General features: G+C 61.4%; 13 protein-coding genes and 1 pseudogene. 7 read left to right on the plus strand and 7 right to left on the minus strand.

Going from position 1 to position 19,686, the window contains the following annotated elements:
• Window positions 1-56 precede the first annotated feature (56 nt).
• Window positions 57-287, plus strand: a complete 231-nt coding sequence (locus BLV67_RS11290) for a hypothetical protein (RefSeq protein WP_017138532.1) — start codon at window positions 57-59, stop codon at window positions 285-287.
• A complete protein-coding gene (locus tag BLV67_RS11295; protein ID WP_017138531.1) occupies window positions 284-577 on the plus strand; it encodes a cell division protein ZapA in 294 nt (97 codons plus the stop codon). The genes BLV67_RS11290 and BLV67_RS11295 overlap by 4 nt, the downstream gene beginning before the upstream one ends.
• Here the strand turns inward: BLV67_RS11295 and BLV67_RS11300 are convergent.
• Window positions 574-2,376, minus strand: a complete 1,803-nt coding sequence (locus BLV67_RS11300) for an acyl-CoA dehydrogenase (protein WP_069786813.1) — start codon at window positions 2,374-2,376, stop codon at window positions 574-576. The two genes, BLV67_RS11295 and BLV67_RS11300, sit on opposite strands and share 4 nt — an antisense overlap.
• A gap of 230 nt (window positions 2,377-2,606) precedes the next feature.
• Window positions 2,607-6,560 carry a trifunctional transcriptional regulator/proline dehydrogenase/L-glutamate gamma-semialdehyde dehydrogenase gene (gene putA / locus BLV67_RS11305; RefSeq protein WP_069786814.1) on the minus strand — a complete coding sequence of 1,318 codons (3,954 nt, stop codon included), beginning with the start codon at window positions 6,558-6,560 and terminating at the stop codon, window positions 2,607-2,609.
• Window positions 6,561-6,641: 81 nt separating this feature from the next.
• On the opposite strand from putA, the gene BLV67_RS32415 reads away from it, so the two are divergent.
• Both BLV67_RS32415 and putP read left to right on the plus strand, forming a co-directional pair.
• Entirely contained in the window at window positions 6,642-6,959 is a 318-nt protein-coding gene (locus tag BLV67_RS32415) for a hypothetical protein (RefSeq protein ID WP_141722711.1), read from the plus strand.
• Between the two features lie 61 nt (window positions 6,960-7,020).
• Complete coding sequence (gene putP / locus BLV67_RS11310) at window positions 7,021-8,505, plus strand: sodium/proline symporter PutP (RefSeq protein ID WP_068931482.1); 1,485 nt, start codon at window positions 7,021-7,023, stop codon at window positions 8,503-8,505.
• A gap of 143 nt (window positions 8,506-8,648) precedes the next feature.
• Here putP and BLV67_RS11315 read toward each other — a convergent pair.
• Window positions 8,649-8,891: pseudogene (locus tag BLV67_RS11315) on the minus strand (DUF2165 family protein); the annotation flags it as partial.
• Between the two features lie 188 nt (window positions 8,892-9,079).
• Between BLV67_RS11315 and BLV67_RS11320 the strand changes: the two are divergent.
• Window positions 9,080-11,083 (plus strand): type VI secretion system Vgr family protein, encoded by a 2,004-nt coding sequence (locus BLV67_RS11320; protein ID WP_069786815.1) that lies wholly within the window; start codon window positions 9,080-9,082, stop codon window positions 11,081-11,083.
• Window positions 11,084-11,098: 15 nt separating this feature from the next.
• A complete protein-coding gene (locus BLV67_RS11325) occupies window positions 11,099-11,824 on the plus strand; it encodes a DUF4123 domain-containing protein (protein WP_065930721.1) in 726 nt (241 codons plus the stop codon).
• On the opposite strand, the gene BLV67_RS11330 is transcribed toward BLV67_RS11325, so the two are convergent.
• Complete coding sequence (locus BLV67_RS11330) at window positions 11,810-13,087, minus strand: O-acetylhomoserine aminocarboxypropyltransferase/cysteine synthase family protein (protein WP_065930720.1); 1,278 nt, start codon at window positions 13,085-13,087, stop codon at window positions 11,810-11,812. The genes BLV67_RS11325 and BLV67_RS11330 overlap by 15 nt on opposite strands.
• A gap of 250 nt (window positions 13,088-13,337) precedes the next feature.
• Between BLV67_RS11330 and BLV67_RS11340 the strand changes: the two genes are divergently transcribed.
• Window positions 13,338-14,174: a 23S rRNA (adenine(2030)-N(6))-methyltransferase RlmJ gene (locus BLV67_RS11340; RefSeq protein WP_017138523.1), complete on the plus strand. Its 837-nt coding sequence runs from the start codon at window positions 13,338-13,340 to the stop codon at window positions 14,172-14,174.
• Window positions 14,175-14,312: 138 nt separating this feature from the next.
• Here BLV67_RS11340 and msrA read toward each other — a convergent pair whose 3' ends face one another.
• From msrA to aceF, 3 genes are all read right to left on the minus strand, one after another.
• Entirely contained in the window at window positions 14,313-14,960 is a 648-nt protein-coding gene (gene msrA, locus BLV67_RS11345; RefSeq protein ID WP_056860574.1) for a peptide-methionine (S)-S-oxide reductase MsrA, read from the minus strand.
• A 72-nt stretch (window positions 14,961-15,032) separates the two neighbouring features.
• Complete coding sequence (locus BLV67_RS11350; protein ID WP_069786816.1) at window positions 15,033-17,726, minus strand: putative bifunctional diguanylate cyclase/phosphodiesterase; 2,694 nt, start codon at window positions 17,724-17,726, stop codon at window positions 15,033-15,035.
• Window positions 17,727-18,032: 306 nt separating this feature from the next.
• Window positions 18,033-19,679, minus strand: a complete 1,647-nt coding sequence (gene aceF / locus BLV67_RS11355) for a dihydrolipoyllysine-residue acetyltransferase (RefSeq protein ID WP_065930718.1) — start codon at window positions 19,677-19,679, stop codon at window positions 18,033-18,035.
• Window positions 19,680-19,686: the final 7 nt, after the last annotated feature.

Raw genomic sequence — 19,686 nt, forward strand, 5'->3', positions numbered from 1 at the left:
TCCGAGGTGAATTTTCTTTATCGTCACCGCCCTTTGAAAAAGCCCGAGAAATCAAAATGTTAGAAGCATCCCTCAGCCAGCTTGAACAGCTGGTCACTGACCTCGTACAACAGAACCAAGACCTGCTCGGCAGCAATGAAGCGCTGAAAGCGGAACTGGCCCGCGCCAAGGACGAAAACGACAGCCTGCAACTGAACCTGATGGAACAGGAAGAAAAGCACGGCGCCACCGCCGCGCGTATCCAGGCGCTGGTTGAGCGTGTGAGCGCAGGGCCTGTCGGCGCATGAATGAAGGGATAAAGGTCGTTTCGATTCTCGGAGAGGATTACTCGATCAAGGCGCCGCAGGGGGAGGATCAAACCCTGATGCACGCCGTGACCATGCTCAAGGCCTCCCTGGCCACCACCAAGAAAAAGTACCCGACCCTGATCGGTGACAAATTATTGGTACTGGCCGCGCTGAACCTGTGCGCCGAGCAGATCGACATGCAAAAGCATCACCAGCAGGAACTCGACCGTTACCAAGAGCAAGTCAGCGCCACGGTCGAAGTGATTTCCAAGGCGATTGGAACGCCTTAGAACCACGCGTCCTGCATGCCCAGGCACGTGTCATCGCGTGCCTCCAGAATCGCCAGTTCATGATGGCAGCTCGGTACTTCCCAGGTCAGGAAGTACCGGGCGGCCTGGAGCTTGCCTTTGTAAAAGGCCACATCGGCCGCATGACCCTTGGCCAAACCTTCCTCGGCGCGAATCGCCTGCTCCAGCCAGCGCCAGCCAATCACCGTGTGCCCGAACACCTTCAAGTACAGTGCCGAGTTCGCCAGGCTGCTGTTGACCTTGCCGTGGGCGAGATCCGTCAGCAGGCCAATCGTCACGCTTTGCAGGCGGTTGACCAGTTGCTCCAGCGGTTCGCGCAGCGCCGTCAGTGACGGATATTCCTGAGCCCGAGCGCCGGTTTCGGCGATCAGGCGGATCAGTTGCTTCAAGCCCGCGCCGCCGTTTTGCGCGAGCTTGCGCCCGAGCAAATCCAGGGACTGAATGCCATGGGTGCCTTCGTGGATCGGGTTCAGGCGGTTGTCGCGGTAGTACTGCTCCACCGGGTATTCGCGGGTGTAGCCGTGGCCGCCGAGGATCTGGATCGCCAGTTCGTTGGCCTTGAGGCAGAACTCCGATGGCCAGGATTTGACGATGGGCGTGAGCAGGTCGAGCAGTTCGTGGGCGTGCTTGCGCTCGGCTTCGGTTGCCAGCGTGGTGGTGTCGTCAAACAACCGAGCCGCGTACAGGCCCAGGTCGAAGGCGCCTTCCACATAGGCTTTTTGGGTCAGCAGCATGCGCTTGATATCGGCGTGCTGGATGATCGAAACCGGCGCGGTGCTCGGGTCTTTGCTGTCGGGCAGGCGACCTTGCGGGCGTTCGCGGGCGTATTCCAGGGAATAGAGGTAGCCGGCGTAACCCAGCATCACCGCACCCATGCCGACGCCGATGCGTGCTTCGTTCATCATCTGGAACATGCAACTCAAGCCTTGATGGGGTTTACCCACCAGGTAGCCGACACAGTTGCCGTTATCGCCGAAGTTAAGCGCCGTGGACGTGGTGCCGCGCCAGCCCATCTTGTGGAACAGCCCGGCCAGCAGCACATCATTGCGTGCGCCCAGGCTGCCGTCTTCGTTGACCAGGAATTTGGGCACGATAAACAGCGAAATGCCCTTCACCCCAGGCGGCGCGTCCGGCAGCTTGGCCAGCACCATGTGCACGATGTTTTCCGACAGCGGGTGGTCGCCGCCGGAGATGAAGATCTTGTTGCCCTTGAGCCGATACGTGCCGTCGGCCGCAGGCTCGGCGCGGGTGCGAATATCCGACAGCGACGAACCGGCATGCGGCTCGGTGAGGGCCATGGTGCCGAAGAAGCGGCCCTCGATCATCGGCTGCAGGAAGCGCTGTTTTTGTTCCTCGGTGCCGAAGCTTTCGATGAGGTTGGCGGCGCCCATGGTCAGGAACGGGTAGGACGTTGAAGCGGCGTTGGCCGACTGAAAGTGCGCGAAACAGGCTTGGGACAGCAGGGTCGGCAACTGCATGCCACCGGCTTCGAAACTGCGGGCAGCGTTCAGAAAACCCGCTTCCAGAAAAGCGTCCACGGCGGGTTTGACTTCCGGGATCAGGATCGCCTGGCCGTCTTCGTAGCGCGGTTCGTTTTCGTCGTTTTTGCGGTTGTGCGGCGCGAAGTACTTCTCGGCAATGCTGCGCGCCGTGCTGATGGCGGCATCGAAGGTTTCGCGGTTGTGTTCGGCAAACCGCTCGCGCTGGGTCAGGCCCTCGGCATCGAGGACTTCATACAGCTCGAAAGCCAGATTGCGGGAACTGAGCAGCATCTCGGACATGGCGGCTTACCTTTGAAGGGAATCGCCTGAGTCTAAGTGCGCGAATAGAGGCTGGATAGCAAGATTGATTTGCGTGATGGAGGGGCAGAACGCGGGCGGAAGGTGGAGCGCGTGAGATCGTTCCCACGCTCCGCGTGGGAATGCCTCTTGTGACGCTCCGCGTCACGCTTTGGGACGCAGAGCGTCCCTGGCTGCATCCCCACGCAGAGCGTGGGAACGATCAGTGGTGGTTAACCGATAGTCATCAGGCTCGCATTACCACCGGCCGCAGCGGTGTTAACGCTCAACGCCCGCTCGATCACCAGGCGTTCCAGCGCAATCGCCGTCTCACCTTGCGACAAACCATGCACCCCAACAATCGCGCCACCGCGCTGCGCCACTTGCTGGCACACCGCACGCAGTTGGTCGGAATCGCCGTGGTGCACGACCGCGTCGAACACCACTTCATCCTTGGTCCAGTCAGCCACACGCTTGATCTTCGCCTGAACTTCCCGCGGCAAGCGTGGGAACAAGGCCTTGGTCAGGTCAGTTTCCGGCCATACCGCCGAACCGCCCACAGCCAATACCGCCGCCAGTTGCGTCAGCAGGTCGCCTTCCACTTCCGCCAGGCACAACACGTGCTCGCGGGGCAGGATGGCGTAGCTGTTGCGCTCGCCGGTCGGGCCGGCCAGTTGGCGGGTGATACCACTTTGCGATTGCGCGGCGAACTGGCTGCACAGGGCGCTCAGGTCGCTGAACTTATTGCTGTCGGCCCAGGTTTTCAGGGCGGTCAGCGGTTGGCTCATGGCATCACGCAGACGCACGTCCGGTGCAGCGAGCTTGTCGCCGCGCACGAAGGATTGCTCGATGGCATCCGTAGGGCGCGTCGACAGCAGGCGGTACAGGTACAGCGGGCCGCCCGCTTTCGGGCCAGTACCCGACAGGCCTTCGCCGCCGAACGGTTGCACACCGACCACGGCACCGACGATGTTGCGGTTCACATAGACGTTACCGGCATGCACGTTGTCGATCACCTTGGCGATGGTCTCGTCGATGCGCGTGTGCACGCCCAGGGTCAGGCCGTAGCCGGAGGCATTGATCTGGCCGATAAGCTGGTCGATCTCTTTGCGCTTGTAGCGCACCACGTGCAGTACCGGGCCAAAGATTTCGCGTTGCAGCTCGTCGAAACTTTCCAGTTCGATCAGGGTTGGCATCACGAAGGTGCCGCGCTTGATCTCTTCGCCGTCGGCGATCGCCACCTGGTACACGTTGCGGCCTTTGTCGCGCATGGCCTGGATGTGTTTCTCGATGCCGGCCTTGGCTTCGGCGTCGATCACCGGGCCGATATCCACCGACAAGCGCTCCGGGTTGCCCAGGCGGCATTCAGCCATGGCACCCTTGAGCATTTCGATCACGCGGTCTGCCGAATCTTCCTGCAGGCACAGTACACGCAGGGCCGAGCAACGCTGGCCGGCGCTGTCGAAGGCCGAGGAAACGACGTCGATCACCACTTGTTCGGTGAGTGCCGAAGAGTCGACGATCATCGCGTTTTGGCCACCGGTTTCGGCGATCAACGGGATCGGGCGGCCCTGGGCATCCAGGCGACCGGCGACATTGCGTTGCAGCAGGCGCGCCACCTCGGTGGAACCGGTGAACATCACGCCTTTGACGCGATCATCACCGACCAGACGGGCACCGACGGTTTCGCCCTGGCCCGGCAGCAGTTGCAGCACGCCTTCCGGGATACCGGCTTCGAGCAGGATGCGCACGGCTTGTGCCGCCACCAGCGGGGTTTGTTCGGCAGGCTTGGCCAGTACCGGGTTACCGGCGGCCAGTGCGGCGGCCACTTGGCCGCTGAAGATGGCCAGCGGGAAGTTCCACGGGCTGATGCAGACCACCGGGCCCAATGGGCGGTGGGCATCGTTGGTGAAATCGTTGCGCGCCTGCACTGCGTAGTAACGCAGGAAGTCCACGGCTTCACGCACTTCGGCGATGGCGTTGGCGAAGGTCTTGCCGGCTTCACGGGCCAGCAGGCCCATCAGCGGCTGGATCTCGCCTTCCATCAAGTCGGCGGCGCGCTCCAGGATTGCGGCACGTTCGGCAGGCGGGGTGGCCTGCCAGATCGGGCCGGCGTTGATCGCGCACTGGATCGCATTGTCGACGTCTTCGACGGTGGCTTCCTGTACATGGCCCACCACGTCACGCAGATCGGACGGGTTCAGCACCGGTGCAGCAGCTTCAGTGCTGGAAGCGCAGCCCAGCATCGGCGTGGCTTTCCAGTTGTTATGCGCGGTGGCCAGCAGCGCGCAAGACAGCGACGCCAAGCGATGTTCGTTGGCCAGGTCGATACCGGCCGAGTTGGCGCGGTCGCTGCCATACAGGTCGCGCGGCAGCGGGATACGCGGGTGCGGCAGGCCGAAGCCGCCTTCCAGCGTGGCCATCTGCTCGATGTTGGCCACTGGGTCGGCCACCAGCTCCTGAATCGAGATGGTGTGGTCGGCAATGCGGTTGACGAATGAAGTGTTGGCGCCGTTTTCCAGCAGGCGACGTACCAGGTACGCCAACAGCGTTTCGTGGGTGCCGACCGGTGCGTACACGCGGCACGGACGGTTCAGTTTGCCATCGGAAACCTTGCCTACAACCTGCTCGTACAGCGGTTCGCCCATGCCGTGCAGGCACTGGAACTCGTACTGGCCAGGGTAATAGTTCTGACCGGCGATATGGTAGATGGCCGACAGCGTGTGGGCGTTGTGCGTGGCGAACTGCGGGTAGATGACTTCCGGTACCGACAGCAGTTTGCGTGCGCAGGCAATGTAGGAAACGTCGGTGTACACCTTGCGGGTGTACACCGGGTAGCCTTCCAGGCCTTCAACCTGGGCGCGCTTGATTTCGCTGTCCCAGTACGCGCCTTTTACCAGGCGGATCATCAGGCGATGGCGGCTGCGGCGTGCCAGGTCGATGACGTAGTCGATCACATACGGGCAACGCTTCTGGTACGCCTGGATCACGAAGCCGATGCCGTTCCAGCCGGTCAGTTGCGGCTCGAAGCACAGGCGCTCGAGCAGATCCAGCGACAGCTCGAGGCGGTCGGCTTCTTCGGCGTCGATGTTCAGGCCGATGTCGTATTGCTTGGCCAGCAAGGTCAGCGACAGCAGGCGCGGGTACAACTCGTCCATCACGCGCTCGTACTGCGCACGGCTGTAACGCGGGTGCAGTGCCGAGAGTTTGATGGAGATGCCCGGGCCTTCATAAATCCCACGGCCGTGGGAGGCTTTGCCGATGGAATGAATGGCTTGTTCGTACGAGGCCAGGTACTTCTGGGCGTCGTGTTCGGTCAGCGCGGCTTCACCGAGCATGTCGTAGGAATAGCGGAAACCCTTGGCTTCGAACTTGCTCGCGTTGGCCAGGGCTTCGGCGATGGTTTCGCCGGTGACGAACTGCTCGCCCATCAGGCGCATGGCCATGTCGACGCCCTTGCGGATCATCGGCTCGCCGCTCTTGCCGATAATGCGGCTCAGGGACGAGGTCAGGCCCGCTTCGTTATGGGTGGCGACCAGTTTGCCGGTCAGCAGCAAGCCCCAGGTGGCGGCGTTAACGAACAGCGACGGGCTGTTGCCCAGGTGCGGATGCCAGTTGCCGGTACTGATCTTGTCGCGGATCAGCGCGTCGCGGGTGCCCTTGTCCGGGATGCGCAGCAGCGCTTCGGCCAGGCACATCAGGGCCACGCCTTCCTGGGACGACAGGGAAAATTCTTGCAGCAGGCCCTGAACAATACCGGCACGGCCGCCGGCGCTCTTCTGATTGCGCAGTTTTTCGGCAATCGAGGCGGCCAGCTTGTTGGTGGCCTCGGCCATTGGCTGCGGCAGGCGGGCCTGCTCGATCAGCATCGGCACCACTTCCGGCTCCGGGCGACGGTAAGCGGCGGTGATCGAGGCGCGCAGTACCGATTGCGGCAGGATGCTTTCGGCAAACTCCAGGAAGCACTGGTGGGCGTGGTCCGGTTGCACTTCGCCGGCGTCTTCAGCGTCCTTGCTGCCCGAGCCATTGAGCTCGGTCAGGGTTGCACCACCCTCGAGTTTCTCCAGGTAATTGAAAATCGCCTGCTTGATCAGCCAGTGCGGCGTGCGATCAATGGAGGTCGCGGCCGCCTTCAGGCGTTCGCGGGTCGGGTCGTCGAGTTTGACCCCAAGGGTGGTCGTTGCCATCTTTTTATCCTCATGGGTGCCACTACCGAGTGGCATCTGCTGGCGGCAAGATTAGCTTTGCGCATGAAGAGGTGCAACCGGGTGCAACCCAAATTGTTCAGGAATTTTTCGATCGTGATCCGGAAAAATTCCGGCCCTCGACTGAATCCGCTGCGTCTTGGTGCATTTGCTTCTGAGATCGGCTGTTCTTGCTCCGAAAAGGAGCAAAAAACCGGTATTTCCGCGAAAACACATCAAGGTGCAACTTATTCTCAAGAAACTGGTTGCACCTTATTTACTTTGTTGAATAGCATTCGCGACCAAGGTGCAACCACCCGCAAGGGTCGGTTCATCGGCTGGCGGCTTTCCTGGGGAAACGCCAGTCATAAATGCGCGGCTCGCCGTTTCGTCTACCCGTAACCAATGGGTGGCCGTCTGCCAGACCGCTGCTACATAAAAACAAAGCCAGGGCGTCACTCCTATGAGCGTTAGCAATCCAACCCTGATCACCTTCGTGATCTACATCGCAGCAATGGTGCTGATCGGCTTCATGGCCTATCGCTCCACCAATAACCTTTCTGATTACATCCTCGGCGGTCGCAGCCTCGGTAGCGTGGTCACGGCCTTGTCGGCCGGTGCCTCGGACATGAGCGGCTGGTTGCTGATGGGCTTGCCGGGCGCGATCTACATGTCCGGCCTGTCGGAAAGCTGGATTGCCATCGGCCTGATCGTCGGTGCCTACCTCAACTGGCTGTTCGTGGCCGGTCGCTTGCGGGTGCAGACCGAGCACAACGGTGACGCCCTGACGCTGCCGGATTACTTCTCCAGCCGTTTCGAAGATAAAAGCGGCCTGCTGCGGATTATCTCGGCGGTGGTGATCCTGGTGTTCTTCACCATCTACTGCGCGTCCGGCATCGTGGCCGGCGCCCGTCTGTTTGAAAGCACCTTCGGCATGTCCTACGAGACAGCGCTGTGGGCCGGTGCTGCGGCGACCATTGCCTACACCTTTGTTGGCGGTTTCCTGGCGGTCAGCTGGACCGACACCGTACAAGCCACGCTGATGATCTTCGCGCTGATCCTCACGCCAATCATCGTGCTGCTGGCCACCGGTGGCGTCGACACCACGTTCCTGGCGATCGAAGCCAAGAACCCCGACAACTTCAACATGCTCAAAAACACCAGTTTCATCGGCATCATCTCGCTGATGGGCTGGGGCCTGGGCTACTTCGGCCAGCCGCACATCCTCGCGCGTTTCATGGCGGCGGATTCGGTAAAGTCGATCGCCAAGGCGCGTCGCATCTCCATGACCTGGATGATCCTGTGCCTCGCCGGCACCGTGGCGGTGGGCTTCTTCGGTATCGCTTACTTCTCGGCGCACCCGGAAGTGGCCGGCCCGGTTAACGAGAACCACGAGCGTGTGTTCATCGAACTGGCCAAGCTGCTGTTCAACCCGTGGATCGCGGGCGTGCTGCTGTCGGCGATCCTGGCGGCGGTGATGAGCACCCTGAGCTGCCAACTGCTGGTGTGCTCCAGCGCGCTGACTGAAGACTTCTACAAAACCTTCCTGCGCAAAAACGCCTCCCAGGTTGAACTGGTGTGGGTGGGTCGCGCGATGGTGCTGTTGGTGGCCCTGATCGCCATCGCCATGGCCGCCAACCCGGACAACCGCGTACTGGGCCTGGTGAGCTACGCCTGGGCAGGCTTCGGCGCTGCGTTCGGCCCAGTGGTGCTGATCTCGGTGATCTGGAAAAACATGACGCGTAACGGCGCACTGGCCGGTATCCTGGTCGGCGCGATCACCGTGATCGTGTGGAAGCACTTCAATCTGCTGGGCCTGTACGAAATCATCCCGGGCTTTATCTTCGCCAGCCTGGCGATCTATTTCGTGAGCAAGATGGGCGCACCGACTGCCGGTATGGTCGAGCGCTTTGATGCAGCGGAAAAAGACTACAACCTCAACAAGTAACTCGGTGGGCGTTTAGCGCCAATTGAGTTAGAAAGAAGGCCCGCATCCTTTGGATGGCGGGCCTTTTTTTGATCGTTCCCACGCTCCGCGTGGGAATGCCACCCCGGACGCTCCGCGTCCCGCTGTCAGTTCAGCCAGCCTCCGGCTGATTGGCCATTGCACTGATGAGATTGCCACATCAGAAACCACTCACCGCCCACCACCATAAAACCAAAGAACCACACCACAAAACCGAGGGTCAGGCTGGCGGTTGCGCCTGCCTTGGCGCGGTTGAAATCGGCGCCGACTGCGTGCCGCGCGCGCCACAGTGACAGCAGCACAGCGGTGAGCGCTTCGCCGAAGATGATCAGCACATAGGCCGCGTGCCACATCCACGGCGTCGTGATCAGACTTTTTCCAGTGATCCGGTGAGTAGGCACTTTACGCTAGCACGGCTTTGGCGTGCCTTCTCCGCCAGCTACATGAAGAATCCGGCACCCAGGTTGTAGGAGCTTACTGATTTGCCTGTGGTGCGCTCTGGTGGGTGAAAAGCTGGTGCAGAATCGCTCACCCACTCCTCGCAGAGAAACACCGGATGTTCGCTCCTGCCAACGAAAGCGCGTTTACCCTGGCCCTCGATGGGAAACCCAGTGATCTAAAAATCTATGGGTTCTCCGGGAGTGAATTTCTTAGCCTGCCCTTTAGCTTTGATCTTGAACTGGTCAGCGAACAAGCCGATCTTGACCTTGAAAGTCTGATGCACCGTCAGGCTTTCCTGGGGTTTGACGCTGATGGCCACGGTATTCACGGCCTGGTGCATAAGGTGGCCCAGGGCGATACGGGCAAGCGCCTTACCCGTTACCAGATCACCTTGGTGCCGCAGTTGGCTTATCTGCATCACAGTACGCACCAGCGGATTTTCCAGAAACAGACTGTGCCCAAGATCATTGCGCAAGTGTTGGAAGCCCAGGCGATCCAGGCTGACACCTTCGCGTTTCAACTGAGCGGCAAGTACCCCGAACGTGAGTACTGTGTTCAGTTCGGTGAAACCGACCTTGAGTTCATTCAACGCTTGTGTGACGAGTCGGGCATTCACTACCACTTCCAGCACAGCCCCGAGCGTCACCTGCTGGTGTTCGGCGACGACCAGAGTGTCTTCATCCAGCAGGATCAAACCACCCCTTACTCGCCCGGTACCGGGATGGTTGCCGATACGCCGGCGATCAAGCGCTTTACCCTGGCATTGGAAACCAGCACGACCGGTGTCGATCTGCGCGACTACGATTTCAAGAAGCCGAGACTTCTATTGGAAAGCGCAGCATCCGGCGAGCAAGGCCCCGCCCTGTGTGAGCAGCTCTACCCCGGTTACTTCACGGATCGCGAGCATGGCAAGTACCAGGCGCAGCGACGGTTGGAACGTCATCGCAGCGATTATCGAAAAGCCAGCGGTTTCAGCGACCAACCGGCGTTGGTCACCGGGCAGTTCCTGAAGATGACCGGTCACCCTCGTCAGGAATGGAATGATTTGTGGCTGGTCACCCATGTGCACCATGTGGGGCATCAGCCTCAAGTATTGGAGGAGTCAGCCCCTGGCGATGAATCGCATCAGGGCTACAACAACGATTTTCATGCAACACCTTGGGACGTGCCGTTTCGATCGCCGCTGATCCTGTCCCGCCCGCAAATATCCGGTTACCAGAACGCGGTGGTCACAGGGCCGGCAGACAGTGAGATCCACTGCGACGAATACGGTCGCGTCAAAGTGCAAATGGCCTGGGATCGCGATGGGGAGCATAACGAGCATTCCAGTTGCTGGCTGCGGGTAGCCAGCGGCTGGGCCCACGACCGTTATGGTGCGGTGCTGATCCCCAGGGTCGGCATGGAGGTGTTGGTAGGTTTCGTGAATGGCGACATAGATATGCCGCTGGTGATGGGCTGCTTGCCCAATGCGGCAAATCCTGTGCCGCTCGACCTGCCGGCAGACAAAACCCGCAGCATCTTTCGCAGCCAAAGCAGCCCAGGTGGCGGCGGCTACAACGAGCTACGCATCGAAGACCGCAAGGGCGCCGAGGAAATCTATCTGCGCGCCCAGCGGGACTGGACCGAACATGTGTTGCATGACCAGCAGGTACAGGTCGATAACCAGCGGCAGGTGAAGGTGGGCGGCGAATCCCGCCATGAGCTGCTGGGTGAAGAGCAGCGCATCACCCATGGCAATCGCCTGACTGAACTCAAGCAGGATGATCATCTGGTCGTCGGTGGCTCGCAGCAGGTGCGGGCCGGGCGGACCATCCAGATCGGCGCCGGGCACAGCGTGGTCATCGATGCGGGCGCCAGCGTGACCATCCAGGCCGGAGGGCAATCGATCACACTGTCGGCCGCCGGGATTTTCAGCAGTGTGCCGATTCAGGTTGGCGGTGCGCCCGCTGCCGTGCCGATGCCGTTGATGCCGGGTGTCACCGATAAGTTGTCAGCGGCTGTTGCTGCACCACTCAGTGGCGTACAGGTTGCCAGCCTCAAGCGCAGTGCGCCGTTTTGCGAAGAGTGTGAGCGCTGCAAGAACGGCCAGTGTGATATCCCGGAACACTCTCACCCTTAAATGGAATTTATCCCGATGTCTCAGCCCATGGTTCCCGGCGCCTGGCTTGCACAGTGGCCGCTACAACCCGAAGAGCAGCTCTACGCGGTGTTGGGCAGCGCCAGCGAAGCCAGGCCGCTTAATGCATGGCAAACCCTGGCGCCGGGGAAATTGCCGCATTCGATATGGGCCGGTACGGCTTACGCCGATTGGGTCGAAGTCATGCCTTATGTGGGCATTGTTGAGCCGGGCAGTGCCTTCCTTGATTGGGTCGCCAGCACCGAGGCAACGGACTGGGGTTGGCTCGCGGTCTCGTCCAGCCCGCCGGAGAAGGTGACTGCGCACCTGCAAGGCTTGACCAAAGTGTTGTTGCCGGATGAGCAGGCGGTGTTTTTGCGTTTTTGGGATGGCGCTCACTGGCTGCCCATTTTGCAGAAGCTGGGCGACGAGGCCGCACGCGTGTTGCCGGTGTTTCAGCGCTACCTGATCAATGGCCAGCCGCTGGCCGTCAGCACCGGCCCGGCCACGGCAGCCAAGGCCAGCCCATGGTGGCAAGTGCCGGCGTCGCTGCTTGAGCACTTGGCCGAGCACTCGCCCCAGGTGCTGATCGGCAACCTGCTGCAATGGCTCGAAGAACAACGCCCGGACCTCTACACCGCGTTTACGCCTGCGACCTTGCAGCACAAGGTCGCCTACTTTTCGCGCAGGCCCGGCGTCAGCCCTCAAGCGCTGGCGGGTTATTTGGCTTCAGAGTTGCGTTGAGGCCAGGGCCTGTTGCAGGTCCTCGATCAGGTCTTCAATCGCCTCAATGCCGACCGACAGGCGAATCATCTCCGGCTTCACGCCGGCCTTGGCCTGTTCCTGCTCGTTCATTTGCCGGTGAGTGGTGGATGCGGGGTGGCAGGCCAGGGATTTGGCATCGCCAATATTCACCAACCGCTTGAAGATTTGCAGCGCATCGTAGAAACGCACGCCCGCGTCATAGCCGCCCTTCAAGCCGAATGACAGGATCGCCGAGGGTTTGCCCTGCATGTATTTCTGCGCCAGGGCGTGGTGCGGGTGGTCCGGCAACCCGGCGTAGCTGACCCATTCCACCTCGGCGTGGCCTTGCAGGAATTGCGCAACCTTCAGCGCGTTTTCGGTATGGCGTTCCATGCGCAAGGCCAGGGTTTCCAGGCCTTGCAGCAACAGAAATGCATTCATCGGCGCCAGCGCAGCCCCGGTGTTGCGCAACGGCACGGTGCGGGCGCGGGCAATGAAGGCGGCGGGGCCGAACTTTTCCGTGTAAACCACCCCGTGATAGGCCGGCTCCGGTTGGTTGAGGCCGGGGAATTTTTCCGGGTATCGGGTCCAGGGGAAGGTGCCGCTGTCGACGATGACACCGCCCAGGGAGTTGCCATGGCCGCCCACGTATTTGGTGACCGAGTGCACCACGATGTCGGCGCCGAACTGAATCGGCTTGCACAGGATCGGCGTGGCCACGGTGTTATCCACCATCAGTGGTACGCCGCGCCCATGGGCGACATCAGCCAGGGCTTGAATGTCGATGATATTGCCCGCGGGGTTGCCGATGCTTTCGCAGTAGACCAGCTTGGTGTTGTCGTCGATCAGTTCGGCGATGGCCTGGGCAGAGTCGTCGCGGGCGAAGCGCACGTCGACGCCAAAGCTTGGCAGCAGGTGGGCGAACAAGGTGTAGGTGCCGCCGTAAAGCTGGGGCGTGGTGACGATATTGTCACCGGCACGGGTCAGGGTCTGGATTGCATAGTGGATTGCCGCGCTACCTGCCGATACGGCCAGGGCGGCGATACCGCCTTCAAGGGCGGCAATGCGCTGCTCCAGCACGTCGTTGGTGGGGTTCATGATGCGTGTGTAGATGTTGCCGGGCACGTCCAGGTTGAACAGGTCGGCGCCATGCTGGGCATTATCGAACTCGAAGGCGACGTTCTGGTAGATCGGCACGGCGACGGCCTTGGTGGTCGGGTCCGACTTGAAGCCGTGGTGCAATGCAATGGTGGCGTCTTTCATGATGCGGGTTGACCTCCTTGGATTCCAGAGTTGCCCCCAGACAATGTGGGAGCTGGCTTGCCTGCGATAGCATCACCGCGGTGTACGGGTAATACCGCGGCGATGCCATCGCAGGCAAGCCAGCTCCCACAGCCGGCATAGATTGTTTTCGGCAGTGCGTCTGCCTTTGCGACATAAGCGCCACCCGACACGCAGCCCTGCACCTTTGCTTGCGTAGAAGGTAAACTTCGCCCCCTGCGCAGGAGCAACCATGAATTATCGTCACGCCTTTCACGCCGGCAACCACGCCGATGTCTTTAAACACCTGACCCTGACCCGCCTCATCGCCCTGATGTCGCGCAAGGAACAGCCGTTCGCCTATCTCGACACCCACGCCGGGATTGGGCTGTACGACTTGCAGGGCGACCAGGCCAACCGCACCGGCGAATACCTGGAAGGCATTGCACGCCTGTGGGGCGAGAGCGACCTGCCGCCACTCACCGCCGACTACATGCGTGTGCTGCACGAGATGAACCCGGACGGCCAGTTGCGCTACTACCCAGGCTCCCCGGAGCTGGCGCGCCGCCTCACGCGGCCCCAGGACCGTGTGTTGCTCAATGAGAAGCACCCGGAAGACGGCGTGCTGCTCAAGGACAACATGAAGGGTGATCGCCGGGTCAAAGTGCACTTGGGCGAAGGCTGGCACGTGCCGCGTGCCTTGCTGCCGGTGCCGGAAAAACGCGCGTTGATGCTGATTGATCCGCCGTTTGAACAGCTCGATGAAATGCAGCGCTGCGCGGCGTCCCTCAAGGAAGCGGTCAGCCGTATGCGCCAGACGGTCGCGGCGATCTGGTACCCGGTGAAAGACCAGCGCATGCTGCGGCGTTTCTACCAGGACCTGGCCGGCACCGGCGCGCCGAAGCTGCTGCGTGTGGAATTGCTGGTGCATCCGTTGGATACGCCCAACACCCTGACCGGCTCGGGCCTGGCGATTGCCAACCCGCCGTGGGGCCTGGAGGAGGAGCTGCGTGAGCTGCTGCCGTGGCTGTCCAAAAAACTTGGCCAGACCCAGGGTGGGTGGCAAATGGATTGGCTCATCGCTGAGTAATCAGGAGGCTGATCGTTCCCACGCTCTGCGTGGGAATGCATCTTGTGACGCTCCGCGTCACGCCTCAAGAGCGGACGCAGAGCGTCCCTGTCGGCATTCCCACGCGGAGCGTGGGAACGATCATCATCGGTCTTGCCCTTAGATAGGGCAGGTCACGCCGGTACCGCCGATGCCGCAATAGCCTTGCGGATTCTTCGCCAGGTATTGCTGGTGGTATGCCTCGGCGAAATACACCGTCGGGGCTTCTTCGATTTCTGTGGTGATCACACCCAGGCCCGCCTTGGACAATTGAGCCTGATAGGCATCGGCGCTGGCCTTGGCCGCCTCCAGATGCTCAGGTTTCACCGCGTAGATCACCGAGCGGTATTGGGTGCCGATGTCGTTGCCCTGGCGCATGCCCTGGGTGGGGTTGTGCAATTCCCAGAACATTTTCAGCAGTTCTTCATAGCTGATCTTGTCCTGGTCAAACACAACCAATACCACTTCGCTGTGGCCGGTCAGGCCCGAGCAGACTTCTTCGTACGTCGGGTTCGGCGTGTAACCGCCGGCGTAACCGACCACGGTGCTGACCACGCCGTCGCGCTGCCAGAACCGTCGTTCGGCACCCCAGAAGCACCCGAGGCCGAAGATCGCGAACTCTACGTTGTCGACAAAGGGGCCGAGCAGCGGGTTGCCGTTGACGAAGTGAGTTTCCGGCAGGTTCATCGGCGTTTCACGGCCAGGCAAAGCTTGTTCTTGAGTCGGCAGCACGTTTTTGTTCACCAGAATTTCCGAGCGCAAGACCATGATCAGTCCTCTCAGTCAGATTGAGTTATGTATTAAGACAGACAGCCAGTGTGCCCGAGTGTTACAGCGCTGTCAGGCGATTGGCCCGCGCGGGTAGCGTTTAAGCTTTTCCAACAGCTCTGCGCCGGGGATCGGCCGGTCGAACAGGTAGCCCTGGCCTACATCGCAGCGGTGGCGGCGCAGGAACGCCAGCTGTTCGGCCGTCTCGATGCCCTCGGCCACCACCTTGAGCTTGAGGTTGTGGGCCATGGCGATAACCGCCGAGGTGATTTCCATGTCGTCCTGGTTGTCCGGGATTTCATGGATAAAGCTGCGATCGATCTTGATGATGTCGATGGGGAATTTTTTCAGGTAGCTCAGCGACGAGTAGCCGGTGCCGAAGTCGTCCATGGCCAGGGTCAGGCCGAAGCTCTTGAGCTGGTCCAGTTGCAGGCGCGTGTCTTCGGTGGCTTCCAGCAGCAAACCCTCGGTCAGCTCCAGCTCCAGCAGGTTGGCCGGCAGTTGCTCTTCCTTGAGGATGGTGGCAATCGACGCCACCAGGTCCGGGTCGGAGAACTGCTTGGGCGACAGGTTGATCGCCACCTGCAGATTACCCATGCCGCCTGCGCTCAATTGTTTGCTCATGCGGCAGGCCTGGCGCGCGATCCATTTGCCGATGGGGATGATCAGCCCGGTTTCTTCGGCCACGCTGATGAACTGGTCGGGGCGGATCATGCCCTTTTCCGGGTGGTTCCAGCGCAACAGTGCTTCCATGCCCAGCAAGCGGCCGCTGCGCAGGCACAGCTTGGGCTGGTAGAACACGTCCAGCTCGTTTTGGGTCAGGGCGCGGCGCAGGTTGTTTTCCACGAACAGCTTGTAGCTGGCTTCGGTGTTCAACGCCTCGGTGAAGACCTGCACCTGATGCTTGCCGTTGGCCTTGGCCTTGTGCAGCGCCAAGCCTGCGTTACGCATCAGGGTTTGCGGGTCGCGGCCGTGCAGCGGCGCGCAGGCCAGGCCCACGGAGCCGGTGACGCTGATCAGCTGGTTGTCGACAAACATCGGCTTGTCGAGGGTGGTCAGCAATTGGCTGGCCACCTGTTGGCCGGTCTCAAGGTCGGTGTCGTCCAGCAGTACCGCGAACTCGTTACTGGCAAAACGCGCCAGGCTGCCGCCGGCACTCAGGCTGTTGCGCAGGCGCCGGGCCAGGCTGATCAGCAGCTTGTCGCCGGTCTGGTGGCCGAGGCTGTCGTTGATCCGCTTGAAGTTGTCGATGTCCACCAGCAGCAGGCTGATCGGGCTGTCGCTGTCGCGGGCGAAGCGCTCATCAAGGTTGCGGATAAACGCCGGGCGGTTGCCCAGGTTGGTCAGGTTGTCGGTGTAGGCCAGGCGCTCGATACGCTGCTGCGCGAGCTTGGTCTGGGTGATGTCTTCGTAGATGCCGATGTAGTGGGTCAACTCACGGTTGTCGCCATACACCTTGGAGATCGACAGCTGGCCCCAATAGGGTTCCAGGTTTTTGCGCCGGCTCTTGAATTCACCTTGCCAGCTGTTGCTCTTGGCCAGGCTCGACGGTGCATCGAACAGCAGTTCGCTGAGGTTTTCCAACGCCGGCAGCTGCGCCAGGCGATGGCCGTGGACTTCTTCGGCGCTGTACTGGGTGATCGCGGTAAAGCTTGGATTGACGTACTCCACCACGCCGTCGCAATTGACCAGCAGAAAGGCGTTGGCGCTTTGCTCAACTGCGCGTTGGAACAGGTGCAAGGCGCTGGTGGCGGTGCGGCGGTTGTGGTTGTTGATCACTTGCGCGAACTGGTCCGCCAACTCGCCGGCAAAGGCGATCTCATCCGACTGCCAGGCACGCGAGCTGCCACTTTGCTCCAGGCACAACACACCGACCACCTGGCCATCCACGCGGATGCTGGCGTCGAGCATGGCGTGGACGTCCTTGGCGCGCAGGCTCTCGGCCATTTCCCGGGTGCGCGGGTCGCGCATCGCGTGGGTGGCGTCGATGGCGCGGCTCGAATGCAGGGCTTCCAGGTAGTCCGGGAAGCCGCTGGCGTCGATCGCTTCGGGCAAGTGGTACTGCTGGTCGTCGCGGTGGTAGGCCGAGATCGGCACCAGGCGCTGGCCTTCGAGGTTCCAGATGCTGGCGCAGTCGATCTGGTAGATATCGCAGGCACTGCGGGTAATCAGCTCGGCGGCTTCTTGCAGCGAATTCGGTGTGGTGTAGCGCTGGCGCGCCAGCAGCAGGATCAGCTCCTGTTGGGCGCGTACCCGTTCAAGGTGTTGCAGTTGTTCCTGCTGGGCACGCTGGTTGAGTTCCAGGGCGATCTGCAGGCGGCTGTTCTGGTTTTCCAGGTCGGCGGTCGGGGCTGCCATCGGGATTTCGCTGAACAGGCCATCGACCACCATCAGGTAGCCGCGCAACAGGTGGCGATTGTGCTGTTTATACGCCTCACCCATCTCCAGCAGGCTCAAGGGCCCATCGTTGGTGTGCAGGGTGTAGCGCACCAGGTAATGCGGGCTATGGGCCAGCTGCTGCTGGATGGTGTCATGCAGTTGATAGCGCGCCTGGGGTTCCATCAGGCTGGCGTAAGGGGTACCGATCAAGGCGCACAGTTCCACCGCCGGCAGGCCGAATTGGCGCTCGCAGTTAGGGTCCAGGTACAGCAGCGCCCAGCTTGCCTCATTAAGCCGCTCGAAACGCAGCATACCGAGGCGCGAAGGCACCGGTAATTGCGTCACTACCTCGGCCGCCATACGGGCGACATCGGGTTGGCTTTTCATGGGGGAAACTCGCTTGGGAAGATGCGCACGGCGCCGGGCTCACGCCCTCTTTACTGTCATTTGCGGCAAGGTTGCATCATGCAGCACGCACTGACAAGAGAGGATGAAGGCTAAGTGCTATAACCCTGTTATCGGCCGCGCGGGGGATTTCTGCAATCGGGGTGATGGAAGGTGTACAAACCTGTTTTGCGTGTTCAACGGGCGCCCAAAAAAAGCCCCGCCAAGTGGCGGGGTTGAGGTACGAGCGTGGCGCTCGGAAATCGGTAGTGCCAGGCCTCCCCGGTGACAGGGAGGCCCGTTGAAGGCTTACAGCAAGATGGTACGGATGTCGTTGAGCAGTTGGCTCAGGCGCTGCGTGAAGCGGGCAGCAGCAGCGCCGTTGATCACACGGTGATCGTAGGACAACGACAGCGGCAGCATCAGCTTGGGCTGGAACGCTTTACCGTCCCACACAGGCTGGATAGTGGCCTTGGACACACCCAGGATCGCCACTTCCGGCGCGTTGACGATTGGCGTGAAGCCAGTGCCGCCAATGTGACCGAGGCTGGAGATGGTGAAGCACGCGCCTTGCATGTCGTCGGCGGTGAGCTTCTTGTCGCGGGCCTTGGCAGCCAGTGCAGCAGCTTCAGCGGCGAGTTGCAGCAGGCTCTTCTGATCAACGTTCTTGATCACAGGAACCAGCAGGCCGTCCGGGGTATCCACCGCGAAACCTACGTTCACGTACTTCTTGCGGATGATCGCCTTGCCGCTTGGTGCCAGCGAACTGTTGAAGTCCGGCAGCTCCTTGAGCAGGTGCGCGCAGGCCTTGAGCAGCAGTGGCAGCACGGTCAGTTTCACGCCGGCTTTTTCGGCCACGGCTTTTTGCGCAACGCGGAAAGCTTCCAGGTCGGTGATATCGGCCTGGTCGAACTGAGTCACGTGCGGGATGTTCAGCCAGCTGCGGTGCAGGCTCGACGCGCCGATTTGCATCAGGCGGGTCATCGGCACTTCTTCGGTTTCGCCGAAGCGGCTGAAGTCCACGACCGGGATCGGTGGAATGCCCGAGCCGCCCGTAGCAGCGCCGGCAGCCGGAGCTTCCTTGGCTTTCTGCATCATGGCCTTGACGTAGACCTGCACGTCTTCTTTGAGCACACGACCGTGCGGGCCGGTGGCCGACACAGCGTTGAGCTCAACGCCGAACTCACGGGCCAGCTGACGCACGGCAGGGCCGGCGTGAACCTTGGCACCGCTTGGCGCAGGCGCAGCAGCCGCAGGGGCCGGTGCGGCCTCGGCTTTTGCAGCCGGTGCGGCAGGTGCAGCAGCGGCCGGAGCAGCTTCAGCCTTGGCAGCCGGAGCAGCAGCCGGTGCTGGCGCAGCAGCAGGTGCAGCGCCTTGTACTTTGAGCTTGAGGATGAAATCGCCAGTGCCGACTTCGTCTTCCAGCTTGACCGCAATGCTTTCCACCACGCCGGCAGCCGGCGAAGGGATTTCCATGGAGGCCTTGTCGGACTCCAGGGTGATCAGCGACTGGTCGGCTTCGACGGTGTCGCCGACCTTGACCAGCAGCTCGATGATCTTGGCCTTGCCCGACGAACCGATGTCCGGAACATGAATGTCCTGAACGGTGGCAGCAGCCGGAGCCGGGGCCGCAGGGGTCTCGGCAGCGGCAGCAGGTTTTTCAGCGGCAGGTGCGGGTGCAGCAGCGGCAGCCGGGGCTGGCGCAGGGGCCGCATCAGCGGCGCCTTCGATTTCCAGTTCCAGCAGTTCGTCGCCTTCTTTGAGGCGGTCGCCCAGCTTCACTTTCAGGCTCTTGACCACGCCGGCCTTGGGAGCAGGAATTTCCATGCTCGCCTTGTCCGACTCCAGGGTCAGGATGCTCTGGTCAGCTTCGACTTTGTCGCCGACCTTCACAAACAGCTCGATTACTTCACCTTCACCGCTGCCGATGTCAGGTACGCGAATGAGTTCGCTCACAAAAAAT

This window comes from Pseudomonas salomonii (assembly GCF_900107155.1).
GTDB lineage: Bacteria > Pseudomonadota > Gammaproteobacteria > Pseudomonadales > Pseudomonadaceae > Aquipseudomonas > Aquipseudomonas salomonii.

Coding starts and splice junctions, on each gene's coding strand:
- putA (WP_069786814.1), bottom strand. CDS start 6,560: ATGGCAACGACCACCCTTGGGGTCAAACTCGACGACCCGACCCGCGAA.
- putP (WP_068931482.1), top strand. CDS start 7,021: ATGAGCGTTAGCAATCCAACCCTGATCACCTTCGTGATCTACATCGCA.
- BLV67_RS11350 (WP_069786816.1), bottom strand. CDS start 17,726: ATGAAAAGCCAACCCGATGTCGCCCGTATGGCGGCCGAGGTAGTGACG.
- BLV67_RS11330 (WP_065930720.1), bottom strand. CDS start 13,087: ATGAAAGACGCCACCATTGCATTGCACCACGGCTTCAAGTCGGACCCG.
- msrA (WP_056860574.1), bottom strand. CDS start 14,960: ATGGTCTTGCGCTCGGAAATTCTGGTGAACAAAAACGTGCTGCCGACT.
- BLV67_RS11295 (WP_017138531.1), top strand. CDS start 284: ATGAATGAAGGGATAAAGGTCGTTTCGATTCTCGGAGAGGATTACTCG.
- BLV67_RS11340 (WP_017138523.1), top strand. CDS start 13,338: ATGAATTATCGTCACGCCTTTCACGCCGGCAACCACGCCGATGTCTTT.
- BLV67_RS11320 (WP_069786815.1), top strand. CDS start 9,080: ATGTTCGCTCCTGCCAACGAAAGCGCGTTTACCCTGGCCCTCGATGGG.
- BLV67_RS11290 (WP_017138532.1), top strand. CDS start 57: ATGTTAGAAGCATCCCTCAGCCAGCTTGAACAGCTGGTCACTGACCTC.
- BLV67_RS11325 (WP_065930721.1), top strand. CDS start 11,099: ATGTCTCAGCCCATGGTTCCCGGCGCCTGGCTTGCACAGTGGCCGCTA.
- BLV67_RS11300 (WP_069786813.1), bottom strand. CDS start 2,376: ATGTCCGAGATGCTGCTCAGTTCCCGCAATCTGGCTTTCGAGCTGTAT.